A 15,957-nucleotide genomic window follows, 5' to 3' on the forward strand; every position below is an offset into this window, starting at 1 on the left:
TTATGACAGACAAAAGAGTATTATTTGTCGCTTCTGAAATGATCCCATACCTTCCGGAAAATGAAGTATCATCTTTGGCTTACGAAAGTCCAAGAATGGTGAACGACAGAGGCGGGCAAATACGCATCTTTATGCCTCGTTTTGGGAATATCAATGAGCGCAGACATCAGTTACATGAGGTAATTCGACTTTCGGGAATGAACCTGGTGGTGAACGATATGGATATGCCTTTGATCATTAAGGTGGCCTCGATCCCAAAAGAACGCATACAGGTGTACTTTATTGATAATGAAGAGTACTTTAAGCGCAAAGCCACTTTTACCGACGAAGATGGAAATCTTTTTCCGGATAACGATGAGCGTGCGATCTTTTTCGCCAAGGGTGTAGTGGAGACTGTTAAGAAGTTGAACTGGAATCCTGATATTATTCATGTTCACGGCTGGATGGCGTCTTTACTGCCTCTTTATTTAAGGAAGTATTATGCCGATGAGCCCTTGTTCAACGAGAGTAAGATCGTTACTTCGGTATATGGGAAAGGGTTTGAAGGAAGTTTAGATCCGGAGATGATCAATAAGGTTACCTTTGATGGTATTGAGAAGGAAACGGTTCAGGTTCTTGAAGATCCAACCTATAACAACCTGCTTAAGGTAGCGGTTGATAATTCTGACGCTGTTATCGTGGCTTCTGAGACTATCGACGACGACCTTAAGACGTATCTTGATAACTTGTCTAAACCGGTACTGCCCCACAAATCCATTTATGAGTTCGAAGAGGCTTATAGTGAGTTTTATGAGAACGAAGTCTTAAGTTAACCTGCTAATTCCATGATTTTGAAAAAGAGTTATGTTAAAAAGACACTGCTCATTATGAGTGGTGTTGTTTTTTTTACCTCCTGTGAAAAAGAATTTACTACCCTTGGTGCCGACCTGGTTGAAGATCCCGGGTTTGAGGTGAATAAAAGGGTGTTTGAAGTAAATGCCGAAAATCAGGGGCTGGATGCGGTGCGAACCGATCTTATGCCTATGTACGAGCTCTCTGATTATGTGGATCCGGTTTTTGGGCGATCTGAAGCTTCTTATATTACACAGCTCTCGCTTAGTCAGACCTCACCTTCATTTGGCGGACTTTCTGCGGAAGATGAAGCTGCAGCCGATGCTGATGAGGATCCGTCTACGATCAGGGAAAATGAAACGGTGACTGCGGTTTACCTCGACATTCCTTTCTTTAGTGTGGCTAATGACACCTTAGACGATAGCAATCTGGCCATACCTTATGAGATAGATTCTGTTTTTGGTGATGTGGAGTCTCCAATAAGGATTAGCGTTAATGAATACACCAAATACCTGCGTCAAAACGACCCGTCTACTAATTTTCAGTCTGAGCAGGAGTATTTTTCGGATGAAGACCCTCAGGCGTTTTTAGCAGACCTTCTATTCGATGGTGATTATACCTTAAATTTTGAAGAGCTTCGTTTCTTTGATAACGAGGACGATCCCGATACCGATGAAGATGAGTCTGAGAATGTTTCTTCCCGTTTGTCTCCACGTATCAGGCTGGAGCTGGACAATGACTTTTTTCAGCGTCGTATCATAGACATGGAAGGTCAGGATGTGCTCAAAGATCAGGAGCTCTTTCGTGAATACCTGAGAGGGATCTATGTGAAGATCGATCATCCTTCTGACAACCTCAAGATGTTGCTCAATACCCTGGAAGGGAATATTACCATTAAGTATACTTACGATGACTATAACTCCGAGACCGAAGAGGTTGAGGTAGCCAGAGATAGCTTTATTCTCAATCTGGGTCGCAAGTCGATCAATGTATTTAACGGTGATATGTATCCCGGAAGTGTAGAGGATGCGATTGCTGCCGGCTCAGATGCCGGTCGCTTGTATCTTAAAGGGCAGTCTGGTGTGAGTGCTAAGATCGATATTAGTGCCGGACAGGATGTTGAGAGCTTTTTGGCTGAAGCCAAAGCCAATAACTGGTTGGTTAATGAAGCAAACCTGTATTTCTATATCGATGAGCAGGCTTCTGATGCTCAGAATATTCCTGACCGTCTTTATTTATACGACCTGGACAACCAGGTGGCCCTTCCTGATTATGTTCAGGATCCGGTGGGTGTGGTAAATACCGCTCCGGAGTTGAGTTATGCCTTTTATGATGGCCGTCTTGAAGAGGAAGAAGGTGATGATCCTTTTTACAGGTTCCGTATCACCCAGTTTGTAAGGAATATAATTAATAACGACTCTACCCATGTGAATCTTGGGCTTGGAGTAACCTCAAGTATTGCTAACCCGGCACTGGTTTCGGCCAAGAATCGTCAGGGGGAAGAGTTGGTGGTGCCTCAGGCTTCTATAGGATATCCTTATGGGGTGGTGTTATACGGGGCAAATGTGCCTGCCGAAGAACAATCTAAACGCGTCAGACTCGAATTGATCTATACCGAGCCTGAGCAGAAATAATCAATAAAATACTTAAATAACCATTTTTAGGAAGTTATGTGTGGGATAGTTGGATATATTGGAGAGAGAGAAGCCTTCCCGGTGATCATTAAAGGATTACAGCGCCTGGAGTACCGTGGGTACGACAGTGCAGGGGTAGCGCTTTATAACGATGGAAAGATCAACTTGTGTAAGACAAAGGGAAAAGTTGCCGATCTTAAGGCAAAAGCAGAGCAAGAAGTTGTTTTAGGTGGTAAGATCGGGATCGGTCATACACGTTGGGCGACGCACGGGGAGCCTAATGATGTTAATGCGCATCCGCATTATTCGAATAGTGGAGACCTTGTGATCATTCATAATGGGATCATCGAGAACTATGCATCGATCAAAGAGGCGCTTATCGCACGAGGATACCACTTTGAATCGGATACCGATACTGAGGTATTGGTGAATCTTATTGAAGATATAAAAAAGAATGAAAAGGTAAAGCTGGGTAAGGCAGTGCAGATCGCCCTGAATCAGGTGGTTGGTGCCTATGCGATTGCTGTGTTCGACAGGACCAAGCCCGATGAGATCGTGGTGGCTAAATTAGGTAGTCCGCTGGCGATCGGGGTTGGTGATAATGAGTACTTTATTGCCAGTGATGCTTCTCCTTTTATCGAGTATACGAATAATGCCATCTACCTGGAAGATGAGCAAATGGCAGTGATCAAGAAAGGTCGCGATGTAAAGGTAAGACAGGTCAAGGGTGATAAGGTCGTTAATCCTTATGTTCAGGAGCTCAAGCTTAATATCGAGCAGATCGAAAAAGGTGGTTACGATCACTTTATGCTAAAAGAGATCTATGAGCAGCCGGAAGCGATCAAGGATACCTATCGTGGTCGTCTGAGGATCAACGACGGGATCATTAAAATGGCAGGGATCGAAGATAACCTCCAGAAGTTCCTTAATGCCAACAGGATCATCATAGTTGCCTGCGGTACTTCCTGGCATGCCGGTCTGGTAGCAGAGTATATTATTGAAGAGTTGGTTCGTATTCCTGTGGAAGTTGAATATGCTTCTGAGTTCAGATACCGTAACCCGGTGATCAACAAGAACGATGTGGTTATTGCGATCTCTCAGTCCGGAGAAACGGCCGATACCCTGGCAGCGATCAAGTTGTCAAAAGAAAAAGGAGCCTTCGTATTTGGAGTTTGTAACGTAGTAGGTTCTTCCATCGCAAGAGAAACACACGCCGGTGCCTATACCCACGCCGGTCCTGAGATCGGGGTGGCTTCGACCAAGGCCTTTACCACGCAGATCACCGTACTCACGCTTATGGCGTTGAAGCTGGCACAGGAGAAAGGTCAGATCTCAAGGTCAGATTTCTACAATTACCTTTCAGAATTGGAAGCCATTCCGGAAAAAGTAGAGCAAACCTTGAAGTCTGATGCCAATGTAGCTGCCATCGCCGATATATATAAGGACGCAGAGAACTGTCTTTATCTGGGTAGAGGGTACAACTTCCCTGTGGCTCTGGAAGGAGCGCTTAAGCTTAAAGAGATCTCTTATATTCATGCCGAAGGATACCCTGCGGCCGAGATGAAGCACGGACCTATTGCGCTTATCGACGAACAGATGCCGGTGGTGGTAATAGCTACCCGAAAAGGGCACTATGATAAGGTGGTAAGTAACGTGCAGGAGATCAAATCGAGAAAAGGAAAGATCATTGGTGTAGTAACTGAAGGTGATAAGGAGGTTCGCGGTTTGGCCGATCACGTGATCGAAATTCCGGAGACAAGCGAGATCCTCACGCCTCTGGTAACGACCATACCGCTTCAGCTGCTTTCATATCATATAGCCGTTATGCGCGACTGTAATGTGGATCAGCCAAGAAACCTTGCGAAATCGGTTACGGTAGAATAGTGTAGCACATTGCAGTTATATCAAGGTATTAAAACCCCGAATGTAGGAAAAACATTCGGGGTTTTATTTTTTTGTTTATCTTTCTCGCCATAACTTAAAAAATTATTGATGAGAACTTTACTATTACTGTGTGTTTTTCTGGTAGGGGCAACACTATCTGCTCAGACGACACTATCGGGAACCGTGGTCGATCCAGACGACCAGCCTGTACCCGGTGCCAATGTAAAATTGGTCGGGGCTGCAGCAGGGGCGGTCACCGACTTTAACGGGAAATTCGAATTAACGACCCGTGAATCACTTCCATTTTCTATTACCGTTAGTAGTATTGGATTTAAAACGCAAACGATTGAAGTTTCTTCAGCTTCTCAGGCTTTGTTTATCCGTATGGAAGAAGAAACTACACAACTTGGAGAGATCGTGCTTTCGGCATCGAGAACTCCGGAAAGGATCTTTGAATCGCCGGTAACCATCGAGCGTTTCGGAATTAAAGAAATTAAGAATACAGCCTCGGTAGATTTCTACGACGGATTAGAAAATCTGAAAGGGGTTGATATCAACACGAACAGTTTAACCTTTAAGTCGATCAACACCCGCGGATTTGCCACTTTTGCCAATACGCGTTTCGTTCAGTTGGTAGATGGGATGGATAACTCTGCGCCTGCGCTTAACTTCCCGCTGGGTAACCTTCTTGGTATTACAGAGATCGATGTTCAGAGTGTTGAACTTCTTCCCGGTGCATCTTCTGCGCTTTACGGTGCCAATGCCTTTAACGGGATCCTGTTCATGAGAAGTAAGAGTCCGTTCGATTACGAAGGGGTAAGCGGATATGTAAAATCGGGGATCACCTCTCAGGAGGCTGCCGGTGATAACGAATTCTACGACGTTGGAATTCGTCTGGCCAAGAAATTCTCAGACAAGTTCGCTGCCAAGGCCAACTTCTCTTTCTTAAGAGGTACCGACTGGTGGGCTGTAGACGAGGCTAACCTCAATAATCCTGGTCTAGGTCGTGGTGATGATGTGAATTACGACGGATTGAACGTTTACGGAGATGAGGTAAGCACGAACATCAGAGGGGTAGGTGAAGCCCTCGTGAACCTTGGGGTGCTTCCAAGTGCCGGTCTGGTAAATCTTTTGCCGGATGAGAACGTAAGTAGAACGGGGTATCTGGAAAGCGACCTTACCAACTATAACGCAGAAAGTGTCAAGTTTGATGCTGCCTTGCATTACCGACCTTTTGCAGATGATTTTGAGATCATTTATCAGGGGAAGATCGGGAAAGGTACTACCATTTATCAGGGTGCTAACCGTTATACGATCAAAGATTTCTTCCTGCAGCAGCACAAGCTGGAGTTTAAGAACGACAACTTTTTCGTAAGAGGATATATTACAGATGAAGATGCAGGGGACTCATACGATATGCGTTTTGCAGGTATTAATATTAACCGTGCCTGGAAAAGCGATAACCAGTGGTTCGGAGAATACGCTGGAGCCTATATCCAGGCTGTTCTGGGTGGAGCGAACAGCGAACAGGCGCACGGTATTGCCCGTGGTGTAGCCGATACCGGTAGGTTGATCCCCGGTACTCCTGAATTCCAGAATACTTTCGATCGTATAACCGATGATCCGGACCTTACTACAGGTGCTAAGTTCCAGGATGCGTCGCAGTTGAGACACGTTGATTTCAACTACAACTTTGCTCACCTTACGCATGATATCGCCGACATCCAGGTGGGTGGGTCTTTCCGCGAATACAAACTGAACTCTTTCGGTACAATTTATACCGATTTCGACGGACCGATAAGATATAGCGAAGTAGGTCTCTACACGCAGATCCAAAAACAATTACTCGACGATCGCTTAAAGCTTACCGGAGCGGTGCGTTACGATAAGTCCGAATTGTTCGACGGTCAGTTCACGCCAAGATTATCTGTGGGGTATACTGCCGGAGCGAACAGGGATCACAACATCAGGGCTTCTTTCCAGACAGCCTTCCGTAACCCGACCACCCAGGACCTCTTTATTGGTCTTGACGCCGGACGTGCTATACTGGTAGGTTCAGCTCCAACCAACCTCGACAGGGATGTAAGAACCTTTGAGCTTTCAGGACAGGGAGCTGCTATTGTTGGTTCAACAACTGTTGACGTTGTTGGACGTCAGGCTTATGAAAATGCCTTCTCTCTGAGTTCTGTAGGTGCGGGTGCTCCGGCATCTGCCAATGTAGGCTTGGTTGCTCCGGAAAAGGCGAAGGTAGCCGAACTGGGGTATCGTGGAGTTGTAGGGCCCTTTACTATTGATATGAATGGGTACTACTCCTGGTACGACGATTTTATCGCTAACGAAACGGTTCTCGTACCTTTCTATGGTGATGTTAATGATGTTGCTGCCGATGGCACGCCACAGCAAGGGTACGGACTCGCAGTTCAAGCCCTTCAGAACGACGACTTCTTTGCTTACCAGACCTATACCAATGCAACAAGCCAGGTAAGATCTTATGGTGCGGCTATTGCAGCCTCTACCACGATCTTTAAGAAGTTCGATGTTAGTGCGAATTATACGTATGCAGATTTTGAATTGGACGATCCTGATTTCCGTGCCAACTTCAACACGCCAAGACATAAGTTTAAAGCGAGCTTTGGTAGTGTGAACCTCTTTAAGAATTTCGGATTTAACGTGAGTTACAGATGGAATGATACCTACCAATGGCAATCGAGTTTTGCCGACGGTCAAATTCCGTCATTCGATGTGCTCGATGCGCAGATCAATTATCGTGTACCATCGCTTAAATCGACCTTTAAGGCGGGTGCTGCGAATATTGGAGCCGATGAGTACTTTACAGCTATTGGTACCGGACGTATCGGTGCTCAGTACTATGTGTCATGGACCATCAATAACTTATAATCTTAAAAACGTATCAAAATGAAATTATCATATAAATGGATCCTTCCGATCTTAGCGCTTGGGTTTGTCGCCTGTGAGAGTGACGACGATGGCGGAATGGACCCGATCACCGAGGTAGAGTATTCTGCCGGAACGGCCGATTTTTCAACCTATGTTTCTCTTGGAAATTCCCTGACTGCGGGGTATACCGACGGAGCCTTGTTTCAGGCTGCGCAAATGAGTTCCTTTCCTAATCTGCTGGCCGGGCAATTCGGCCTTGTGGGAGGTGGAGAATTCACTCAGCCTCTAATGGCCGATAACCTGGGAGGTATGCTTATTGGCGGAAACCAGTTCCTGGAGAATCGTTTGATCTTTGACGGTTCAGGTCCGGTTCGTTTGCCCGGTAACGCCACTACTGAGGTAACCCAAAAATTGTCAGGACCTTTTAATAATATGGGGGTTCCGGGTGCTAAGAGTTATCATTTGGTAGCTCCGGGATACGGAAGTCTGGCTGCCTTGCAGCAAGGACTCGCCAATCCGTACTATGTACGATTCTCCTCGGGTGAGGCCTCTACTGTTCTTGAAGATGCGATGGCGCAAAATCCTTCTTTCTTTACCCTTTGGATCGGTGCTAACGATGTACTTGGGTATGCGATCGATGGAGGTGATGGTGAGAACCAGGCAGGGAATTTTGATCCTTCGACCTACGGGGGGAGTGACATTACCGATCCTCAGGTGTTTGCTCAGGTTTACAGCTCTATTGTTACTGCACTGACTTCGGGAGGTGCCAAAGGAGTTGTTGCCAATGTTCCTAATGTAACCGTGATCCCTTATTTCACGACCGTACCTTACAATGCCATTCCTTTAGATGGTCCGACTGCGGCCTTCGTAAACCAGGGATTTGCACAGTATAATGGCGGATTGCAGCAGCTTGTGCTTGGTGGAGCTATCACTGCTGAGGAAGCTGCACTAAGAACTGTGAACTTTATGGAGGGGCAAAATGCACCTGTGATCATCGATGAAGATCTTACTGATCTTTCAGGATTCGGATTGCCTCCATACAGACAATTGAAAGAAGGCGAGCTCCTGGTGTTACCAAGTGCCAACTTCCTGGGTACTTTGGTTAACGATGATCCAACCCTGGTAAACGGTGTTTCTGTGCCTCTGGAAGACAAGTGGGCGCTCACCGCAACCGAGCTGGAAGAGATCGATGTGGCCACCCGTGCCTTCAATGAAGTGATCGCAGCAGTTGCTGCTCAGAACGATCTGGCTGTAGTAGATGCCTATACCATCATCAACCAGGCTCCGGAGGGAATTCCTTTCGATGAGTTTGTTTTCACCAATGACCTGGTGACCGGAGGATTGTTCTCCCTCGATGGGATACACCTTACTCCAAGAGGAAATGCCTTTGTAGCCAACCAGTGTATGGCTGCTATCGAAGCGAAATACGGTGCTGTATTACCAAGGTACAAGGCCGGTGATTTCGGAGTTTTATATCCGGTACAATTACCGTGATCCTTTTAAAATATTGAATAGAAAAAACCCGATGCTATATCGGGTTTTTTTTGTCTCTACTCTAAGGTTTGAAGTGTCTGTTTCAGAGGGTCAAAAAAAAAGATCAAAAAGGATGGATTTTCAATTAAAAGCATATCTTTGCAGCGCGAAAAAAGTCCGTTTTGAAGCGAATGCAAGTGGTTTTTTCGCCAAGATTAAGCTAAATATTAAACACTTAAGTAATGTCTAAAGTTACAGGTAAAGTTGCACAGATTATTGGTCCGGTTGTAGACGTGGAATTTGGTTCTGAATCAGAACTGCCAAAGATTTACGACTCACTGGAGATCACTAGAAAAGACGGTTCCAAATTGGTTCTTGAGGTACAGTCTCATATTGGAGAAGATACAGTAAGAACGATCTCTATGGATTCTACCGATGGTTTAAGTAAGGGTACTGAGGTTGTTGCCATGGGTAGCCCTATTCAAATGCCTATCGGAGACGATGTATACGGACGTTTGTTTAACGTGATCGGAGATGCAATTGACGGACTTGGAAATCTTCCGAAAGAAGGAGAAAACGGACTTCCAATTCACCGTGAGGCACCTAAATTTGAAGACTTAACAACCACAACTGAGGTTTTATATACTGGGATCAAGGTGATCGACCTTATCGAGCCTTATGCAAAAGGAGGTAAGATCGGACTCTTCGGTGGAGCCGGAGTAGGTAAGACCGTATTGATCCAGGAATTGATTAACAACATCGCGAAAGGACACGGAGGTCTTTCTGTATTCGCCGGTGTTGGAGAGCGTACTCGTGAGGGGAACGACCTTCTTAGAGAGATGCTTGAATCAGGAATTATTAAGTACGGAGATGGTTTCATGCACTCTATGGAAGAAGGTGGATGGGATCTTGAAAAGGTAGACAAGAAGGCGATGAAAGAGTCTAAGGCTACCTTCGTATTCGGACAGATGAACGAGCCTCCTGGAGCACGTGCACGTGTTGCCCTTTCAGGTCTTACCATCGCTGAGTACTTCCGTGATGGAGCTGGAGAAGGACAAGGGAAAGACGTTCTTTTCTTCGTAGATAACATCTTCCGCTTTACCCAGGCCGGTTCTGAGGTGTCTGCACTTCTTGGACGTATGCCTTCTGCGGTAGGTTACCAACCAACCCTGGCTACTGAGATGGGTGCTATGCAGGAGCGTATTACTTCTACTAAGAGAGGATCTATTACATCTGTTCAGGCGGTATACGTACCTGCGGATGACCTTACTGACCCGGCACCTGCTACAACCTTTGCTCACCTTGATGCTACAACCGTACTTTCAAGAAAGATCGCCGAGCTTGGTATCTATCCTGCAGTAGACCCACTGGAGTCTTCTTCAAGGATCCTTGCTCCTGAGGTGATCGGGAAAGACCACTATGCTTGTGCGCAACGTGTAAAAGAGCTTCTGCAGCGTTATAAAGAACTTCAGGATATTATCGCCATCCTTGGTATGGAAGAACTTTCTGAAGAAGATAAGCTTGCTGTAGCAAGAGCGAGACGTGTTCAACGTTTCCTTTCTCAGCCATTCCACGTAGCAGAGCAGTTTACCGGTATCCCAGGTGTTCTTGTAGATATCAAAGACACTATTAAAGGATTCAACATGATCATGGACGGTGAGTTGGATCACCTTCCTGAGGCAGCCTTTAACCTTAAAGGGACCATCGAAGAAGCTATCGAAGCTGGTGAGAAAATGCTTGCTGAGGCTTAATCAGATAACGGTTTTGGGAGCGATCCCGATAAGGAATACTGAAAATTGTAAACTATGTATTTAGAAATAGTAACACCCGAAGCTACACTGTTCAAAGGAGAGGTAACCTCTGTTGCCGTTCCGGGTATCGATGGTGAGTTTCAGATGTTGAATAACCACGCCCCGATCGTTTCGATCCTCGGAGAGGGTAAGGTTAAGATCTATGGCGATATTACTATCGAAAAGCAATACGCCGACAGGTTCACTAAGGGTGAGAAAGATGCAACTATTCTCGCTATCAATAGCGGAACCATCGAGATGAACGATAATAAAGTGATCGTTCTCGCAGACTGATAAGTTTAGACTTTAGATAAAAAAAGCGCCGGTAATTACCGGCGCTTTTTTATTTTCTCCCTTTTTATTCCTTCTTCTTTTCAAGCCACTGCTTTCTTTTTTTCTTCGCTTTCGCAGGTGCATTCGGGTCTGTACTTATAGTGACCACGGGAGACCTTCCGAGGGTTACCTTCCTGTTCATGATCTTCCCGAAACGTGCTATTTCCAGGGTTACCTCTTCCTTCGGTTTTACCATGCTCAGAAAGGCCTCTTGGTCTTTGATGTTTGCCTTTACACCATTTACCTTGATGATCACGTCGCCCTTACTTAGCCCTGCCTTATAGGATGGACTTCCTTGTATTGGATAGCTGGTAATGGTATTGTTGGTTAGTTCGGCTCCGAAATAGGGGGAATTCGTATCCGTGGCGATCATGACCCCCATGTTTCTAAAGAGTTTTTGGTAATCAGGTCGCTCTGCACCGTAGATGTATGCCTCGAAGAAACCTTCTGCAAAGGTTTTTCCCGCATATTCACCTAATGTGGTTTTGAGGTTGTCAAGGGTGTAGGCTCTTTCTGTTTTTCCGTATTGGGACCATAGAATTTTAAAGTACCCATCCAGGTCTTTATCCATACTTCTTAATTCCAGGTCAAGTGCGAGTCCCAGCATATGTCCGTATGAATAATAGGAGATAAAGGTGTTACCTCTGTTTACCGGGTCAACAGAGGTTGCGGCATCTACAAAGGGGGCCTGGTAGCTCATCTCTACCGGATTGAAATACGCCCTTGCCGGTGATCCCCACACGTAATTGAAGGTTGGCGTGATACTGGTGAGGTATTGCTCTGTATCGATTATGCCTGCACGTTTAAGGGTGAGGTTGGTGTAGTAGGAGGTAAACCCTTCTGCGAACCACAACGCACCGCTCATATTCGCATTCCTGTAGTCAAAAGGTTCCAGCGACACCGGTCTTATGCGTTCTACGTTCCAGGCGTGAAAAAATTCATGGGCGACGGTACCCAGTAAGCGGGCCTCATTTTCAGGAGTGAGCTCGAGGCTGCTGGTAAGAATTGTGGAATTGCGGTGTTCCATCCCGTCGCCATACACCCAGGGCAGGTAACAGGCAATAAAGGTGTATTGCCCCATATCGTAATCGGGAGCTTCTCCAAATACAGCGATCTCTTCAGAAACAATAGACTTTACCTTCTCAAAGAATGCATCAAAATGTTCTGCGGTACTGTTGTGGTGCAGGGCGAAGGTGATGCGTTGTTCTTTGTCGCCTTTTTTTATGATCGTTGTTCGGGTGTCGTGGTCTGATAGTTCTGTAGGACTGTCCATGAGGTAATCCAGATCGGGGGCGCTATAGGTATGATCATTTTCCTTAGCCAGCTGGGTGGCTATCTTCCAGTTGAGGTCTTTTCGCGTCTCAAAGGTAATGCGGTGTTCCTTGTTCCTTTGGGAAGGAGCATATATCAGGGTAGCGGGCATATTGAGGTGGGCATGCGATTCGCTGATGTCACTATAGGTCCCGTCGGCATAGTTGGCGAAAAGGGTGTAGGTTACTTTAAGGTAATTTCCGCTAACCGGGATCTTCCAGTCATACGGATTCGGTCTTACGGCCGATACTTCTTCCCCCATGTTGTTAAATGCTTTCAGGCTGTATACATTTTTCATGAATTCGTGAAGGGCATATCTCCCCGGAGAACTCCTGCTCATGGTAAGGTCCAAAGTGTCTGTGTCCAGATCTCGGAATTCGATCGCAATGGTTGCTTCGTGGTGAATAGCGTTGTCAAAATTCACAGTGTAGGCCACTGCCGATTGAGCGCCTGTCTTGATCATACTGAAAAGGAAGAGGGTGAAAATGATGTTCTTCATGGATGCAGGTTGGTTAATAAAGGCCTGAAGTTATTGAATATTGGCGGTTTGACGATGGGGTCGTCGGGGATTTTATGCGATAAGAGTTGTATTTTTACCTGCGAAAAAATTGCAGATCAGTGAAGTTTCCTGAAAAGTTAAATCAAAAGTTAGCAAAGCGTATCGCTGAAGATGCACTTCGTACGCTCTCCGGAAAACGCCCGGCAACAGACTTTTCTTCTAATGATTACCTGGGACTTTCCAGGTCTGAAATGTTGTGGCAACGCACGCACGAGATCCTTGAAACGTATGAGGTGACAACCTCAGGAAGTACAGGTTCCAGACTAATAAGCGGGGATCATGCGCTGTATAAAGCTGCTGAAGATCGTTTAAAGGAACACTACCTGGCTGAAGATGCCCTGATCTTTAACTCCGGCTACGATGCCAATGTAGGTTTCTTTTCTGCTGTACCTCAGCGCGGTGATGTGGTGATCTATGACGAGTATATACATGCTTCGGTCAGGGATGGTCTTCAAATGGGGATCGCCCGAAAATTCAAGTTTCCACATAATGATCTATCCGCTCTTGAGGGGTTGCTTGACAAGTTTGCTGATCCCGATACTACGGTATACGTGGTCACTGAATCTGTTTTTTCTATGGATGGTGATCGGGCCGATCTGCCTGCTATGGTCGAACTCTGTAGAAACCACCATGCTTATCTCATTGTTGATGAAGCTCATGCAGTAGGAATTATAGGTGAAGGCGGACGCGGAGCGTCTTACGATGCGGCGGTACGCGATAAGGTGTTCGCCCGGATCGTGACCTTTGGTAAGGCGCCCGGTGTTCATGGAGCAGCTGTTCTCGGTTCTGCAACGTTGAAGCAGTACCTTGTTAATTTTGCCCGAAGCCTTATCTATACTACGGCGCTTCCTCCGCATGCACTGGCAGCTATTATGGCGTCGCATGAGCTCATGAAAGATGATGCCCTCAGGGAAGCTTTGGAGGCGAGAATAACACTTTTGGCCAAAAACCTACAGCAGCTGCCCGATGGGATGATCGTTAAAGCCGGTAATTCTGCCATAAGTACGGTGGTCATACCGGGTAATGAGCGCGTTAAGCAAGTGAGTGATGACCTTATGCGATCGGGATATGATGTTAAGGCTATTTTATCGCCAACTGTTCCGGAGGGGCAGGAGCGTCTTCGTATTTGCTTGCATACGTATAATTCTTTTGAAGAAATAGGGGGGCTTATTGAGAGACTTCTTATTTTTGTGAATCCCAGTCGGGAAAATGTCTAATGTGTACAGTATTAGTGATCTATGAGTAAAAGAATCTTCGTTACCGGCATCTCTACCGATGTTGGTAAAACCATCGCTTCGGCCATCATAGCAGAGGCATTGGAAGCCGACTACTGGAAGCCCGTACAATCCGGTGATCTGGATTATTCAGATACAGACAAGGTTAAGGAACTGGTGAGTAATCTGAAAACCAAATTCCACCCTAATAGCTACGCACTTAAAGTTCCTATAAGTCCGCACGCTTCAGCAGCCATCGATGGGATAACCATAGATAGCGCAAAGATCACTGAACCCGAAACAGAAAACAGTCTCGTCATCGAAGGGGCGGGAGGGCTGTTGGTTCCGCTTAATGATCATGCGACCATTCTGGATATCATGAAACCCGATTACAAGGTGGTCGTGGTTTCCAGGCATTACCTGGGAAGTATCAATCACACCTTGCTAACCATCGACATGTTAAAGCGAAAGGGATATGACATTTCCATTCTGTTTAGCGGAAAGAAGCATCCTACAACAGAGCAGATCATTCAGCGTATGACGGGAGTTCCGGTGATAGGCCGTATTGACGAGGAAAAAGAATTCACCAAAGAGGTCGTAAGGCGGTATGCCGATCATTTTCGTGAGCCTCTTAACAAGCTCTGATCTCATATAGATATCAGTTAATTATATTCAGGCTCAGTAATCGGGCCCCTTGCGCCATGCGTACAGATCAATTAATCAAAGATCGCAATGACCTTATCAGAAAGAGATAAAAAACACCTGTGGCATCCGCTCACACAACATAAAATAAACCCGGATCACCTGGCAATAGCAAGTGCAAAAGGCGCTGTGTTTACAGATGAGAAGGGCAAAGATTACGTAGATGGCATCGCTTCGTGGTATACGAGTATGTACGGGCATTGTAATCCCTACATCACGGCCCGGATGAAAGATCAGCTGGAACGTTTGGACCATGTGATCTTCTCGGGACTTACCCATGAACCTGCAGTCAAATTATCGGAGCTGCTTGTGGAGATCCTTCCTGAAGGGCAGGAAAAGCTCTTTTTTTCGGATAATGGTTCTACCTCTGTAGAGGTAGCCATCAAGATGTCGTTGCAATACCATTTTAACCGCGGGGAGCATCGTAATACGATTGTCGCCTTTGATAACGGATTCCACGGGGATACCTTCGGGGCTATGTCGGTGTCGGGCTTGTCTGTGTATAACGGGCCTTTTGAAGATTTCTTTTTACGCGTAGAGCGAATTCCGGTACCTGACGGCCGTAATAATGAAGCGGTGATCGATCGCTTCAAGGCCTTTCTTTCTTCGGGAAAGGTAGCTTCCTTTATCTTTGAACCCCTGGTTCAGGGTGCGGCAGGTATGAAGATGTATGATGCAGCTCCCCTGGAGCAACTTATGGAGATCGCTTCGGCTCACGGGGTGCTCAATATTGCCGATGAGGTTATGACAGGCTTTGGGAAGACCGGAACCTTGTTCGCTTCTGATCAGTTAAGGATTAAGCCGGATATGATCTGCCTGAGTAAGGCCCTGACCGCCGGAATGCTCCCAATGGCAGCTACCAGTTGTACGAAGGAGGTTTACAATGCCTTTCTTAGCGATGATCTGGGCAAGGGCTTTTTCCACGGACACACCTATACGGCAAATCCGTTAGCCTGCGCCGCAGCCATTGCCGGAATCGAATTATTGCGCTCGGAAGACATGCAAGAGAATATAAGTCGTATCCGGTCGTTGCACAGGGACTTCGAGGCCCGGATCTCTCCGTCTCCCCTGGTTAAGAATACCAGAAGACTTGGGGTGATCTTTGCTTTTGAGCTGGATATAGAAATGGAGCGTTACGGCAACCTGCGCCAAAAGCTATACGACCATTTTATGGCTCATGGTGCCTTTTTAAGGCCTTTAGGAAATACGATCTACATCCTCGCGCCCTACGTAACTACGAATGAGCAAATGGAAGTGCTCTATAGCGCTATAGAGGCCGTTCTGGATAAGGGTGGGGCGTTGTAGTTGGTTATAGCGGGTAATGCATT

The 15,957-nt window shown here is 46.2% G+C and carries 11 protein-coding genes; 10 read left to right on the forward strand and 1 reads right to left on the reverse strand.

Annotated features, from left to right (window positions below; all coding sequences use genetic code 11):
* Window positions 1-2: 2 nt before the first annotated feature.
* From IS446_RS04030 to IS446_RS04060, 7 genes are all read left to right on the forward strand, one after another.
* Window positions 3-812 carry a glycogen/starch synthase gene (locus IS446_RS04030; RefSeq protein ID WP_203058705.1) on the forward strand — a complete coding sequence of 270 codons (810 nt, stop codon included), beginning with the start codon at window positions 3-5 and terminating at the stop codon, window positions 810-812.
* Between the two features lie 12 nt (window positions 813-824).
* A complete protein-coding gene (locus IS446_RS04035) occupies window positions 825-2,465 on the forward strand; it encodes a DUF4270 domain-containing protein (protein ID WP_203058706.1) in 1,641 nt (546 codons plus the stop codon).
* Between the two features lie 36 nt (window positions 2,466-2,501).
* Window positions 2,502-4,349: a glutamine--fructose-6-phosphate transaminase (isomerizing) gene (glmS, locus tag IS446_RS04040; RefSeq protein ID WP_203058707.1), complete on the forward strand. Its 1,848-nt coding sequence runs from the start codon at window positions 2,502-2,504 to the stop codon at window positions 4,347-4,349.
* A 108-nt stretch (window positions 4,350-4,457) separates the two neighbouring features.
* Window positions 4,458-7,247 carry a TonB-dependent receptor gene (locus IS446_RS04045; RefSeq protein ID WP_203058708.1) on the forward strand — a complete coding sequence of 930 codons (2,790 nt, stop codon included), beginning with the start codon at window positions 4,458-4,460 and terminating at the stop codon, window positions 7,245-7,247.
* 18 nt (window positions 7,248-7,265) lie between these two features.
* Entirely contained in the window at window positions 7,266-8,741 is a 1,476-nt protein-coding gene (locus IS446_RS04050) for an SGNH/GDSL hydrolase family protein (RefSeq protein ID WP_203058709.1), read from the forward strand.
* A 221-nt stretch (window positions 8,742-8,962) separates the two neighbouring features.
* Window positions 8,963-10,471, forward strand: coding sequence for a F0F1 ATP synthase subunit beta (atpD, locus tag IS446_RS04055; RefSeq protein WP_203058710.1), 1,509 nt, complete (start codon window positions 8,963-8,965; stop codon window positions 10,469-10,471).
* 54 nt (window positions 10,472-10,525) lie between these two features.
* Window positions 10,526-10,804 carry a FoF1 ATP synthase subunit delta/epsilon gene (locus IS446_RS04060; protein ID WP_203058711.1) on the forward strand — a complete coding sequence of 93 codons (279 nt, stop codon included), beginning with the start codon at window positions 10,526-10,528 and terminating at the stop codon, window positions 10,802-10,804.
* Window positions 10,805-10,868: 64 nt separating this feature from the next.
* On the opposite strand, the gene IS446_RS04065 is transcribed toward IS446_RS04060, so the two are convergent.
* Window positions 10,869-12,653 carry a M61 family metallopeptidase gene (locus IS446_RS04065; RefSeq protein WP_203058712.1) on the reverse strand — a complete coding sequence of 595 codons (1,785 nt, stop codon included), beginning with the start codon at window positions 12,651-12,653 and terminating at the stop codon, window positions 10,869-10,871.
* A gap of 119 nt (window positions 12,654-12,772) precedes the next feature.
* Between IS446_RS04065 and IS446_RS04070 the strand changes: the two genes are divergently transcribed.
* From IS446_RS04070 to bioA, 3 genes are all read left to right on the forward strand, one after another.
* Window positions 12,773-13,930, forward strand: coding sequence for an aminotransferase class I/II-fold pyridoxal phosphate-dependent enzyme (locus tag IS446_RS04070; RefSeq protein WP_203058713.1), 1,158 nt, complete (start codon window positions 12,773-12,775; stop codon window positions 13,928-13,930).
* A 21-nt stretch (window positions 13,931-13,951) separates the two neighbouring features.
* Window positions 13,952-14,572, forward strand: a complete 621-nt coding sequence (bioD, locus tag IS446_RS04075; protein ID WP_203058714.1) for a dethiobiotin synthase — start codon at window positions 13,952-13,954, stop codon at window positions 14,570-14,572.
* An 87-nt stretch (window positions 14,573-14,659) separates the two neighbouring features.
* Complete coding sequence (gene bioA / locus IS446_RS04080; protein ID WP_203058715.1) at window positions 14,660-15,934, forward strand: adenosylmethionine--8-amino-7-oxononanoate transaminase; 1,275 nt, start codon at window positions 14,660-14,662, stop codon at window positions 15,932-15,934.
* The last annotated feature ends 23 nt before the right edge of the window (window positions 15,935-15,957 follow it).

The sequence above is a fragment of the Robertkochia sediminum genome, from assembly GCF_016786255.1.
GTDB lineage: Bacteria > Bacteroidota > Bacteroidia > Flavobacteriales > Flavobacteriaceae > Robertkochia > Robertkochia sediminum.

Excerpts from the sequence above, each read along its gene's own strand:
- IS446_RS04030 (WP_203058705.1), top strand. The coding sequence starts at position 3 with ATGACAGACAAAAGAGTATTATTTGTCGCTTCTGAAATGATCCCATAC.
- IS446_RS04065 (WP_203058712.1), bottom strand. The coding sequence starts at position 12,653 with ATGAAGAACATCATTTTCACCCTCTTCCTTTTCAGTATGATCAAGACA.
- bioD (WP_203058714.1), top strand. The coding sequence starts at position 13,952 with ATGAGTAAAAGAATCTTCGTTACCGGCATCTCTACCGATGTTGGTAAA.
- IS446_RS04035 (WP_203058706.1), top strand. The coding sequence starts at position 825 with ATGATTTTGAAAAAGAGTTATGTTAAAAAGACACTGCTCATTATGAGT.
- IS446_RS04050 (WP_203058709.1), top strand. The coding sequence starts at position 7,266 with ATGAAATTATCATATAAATGGATCCTTCCGATCTTAGCGCTTGGGTTT.
- bioA (WP_203058715.1), top strand. The coding sequence starts at position 14,660 with ATGACCTTATCAGAAAGAGATAAAAAACACCTGTGGCATCCGCTCACA.
- atpD (WP_203058710.1), top strand. The coding sequence starts at position 8,963 with ATGTCTAAAGTTACAGGTAAAGTTGCACAGATTATTGGTCCGGTTGTA.
- IS446_RS04060 (WP_203058711.1), top strand. The coding sequence starts at position 10,526 with ATGTATTTAGAAATAGTAACACCCGAAGCTACACTGTTCAAAGGAGAG.
- IS446_RS04045 (WP_203058708.1), top strand. The coding sequence starts at position 4,458 with ATGAGAACTTTACTATTACTGTGTGTTTTTCTGGTAGGGGCAACACTA.
- glmS (WP_203058707.1), top strand. The coding sequence starts at position 2,502 with ATGTGTGGGATAGTTGGATATATTGGAGAGAGAGAAGCCTTCCCGGTG.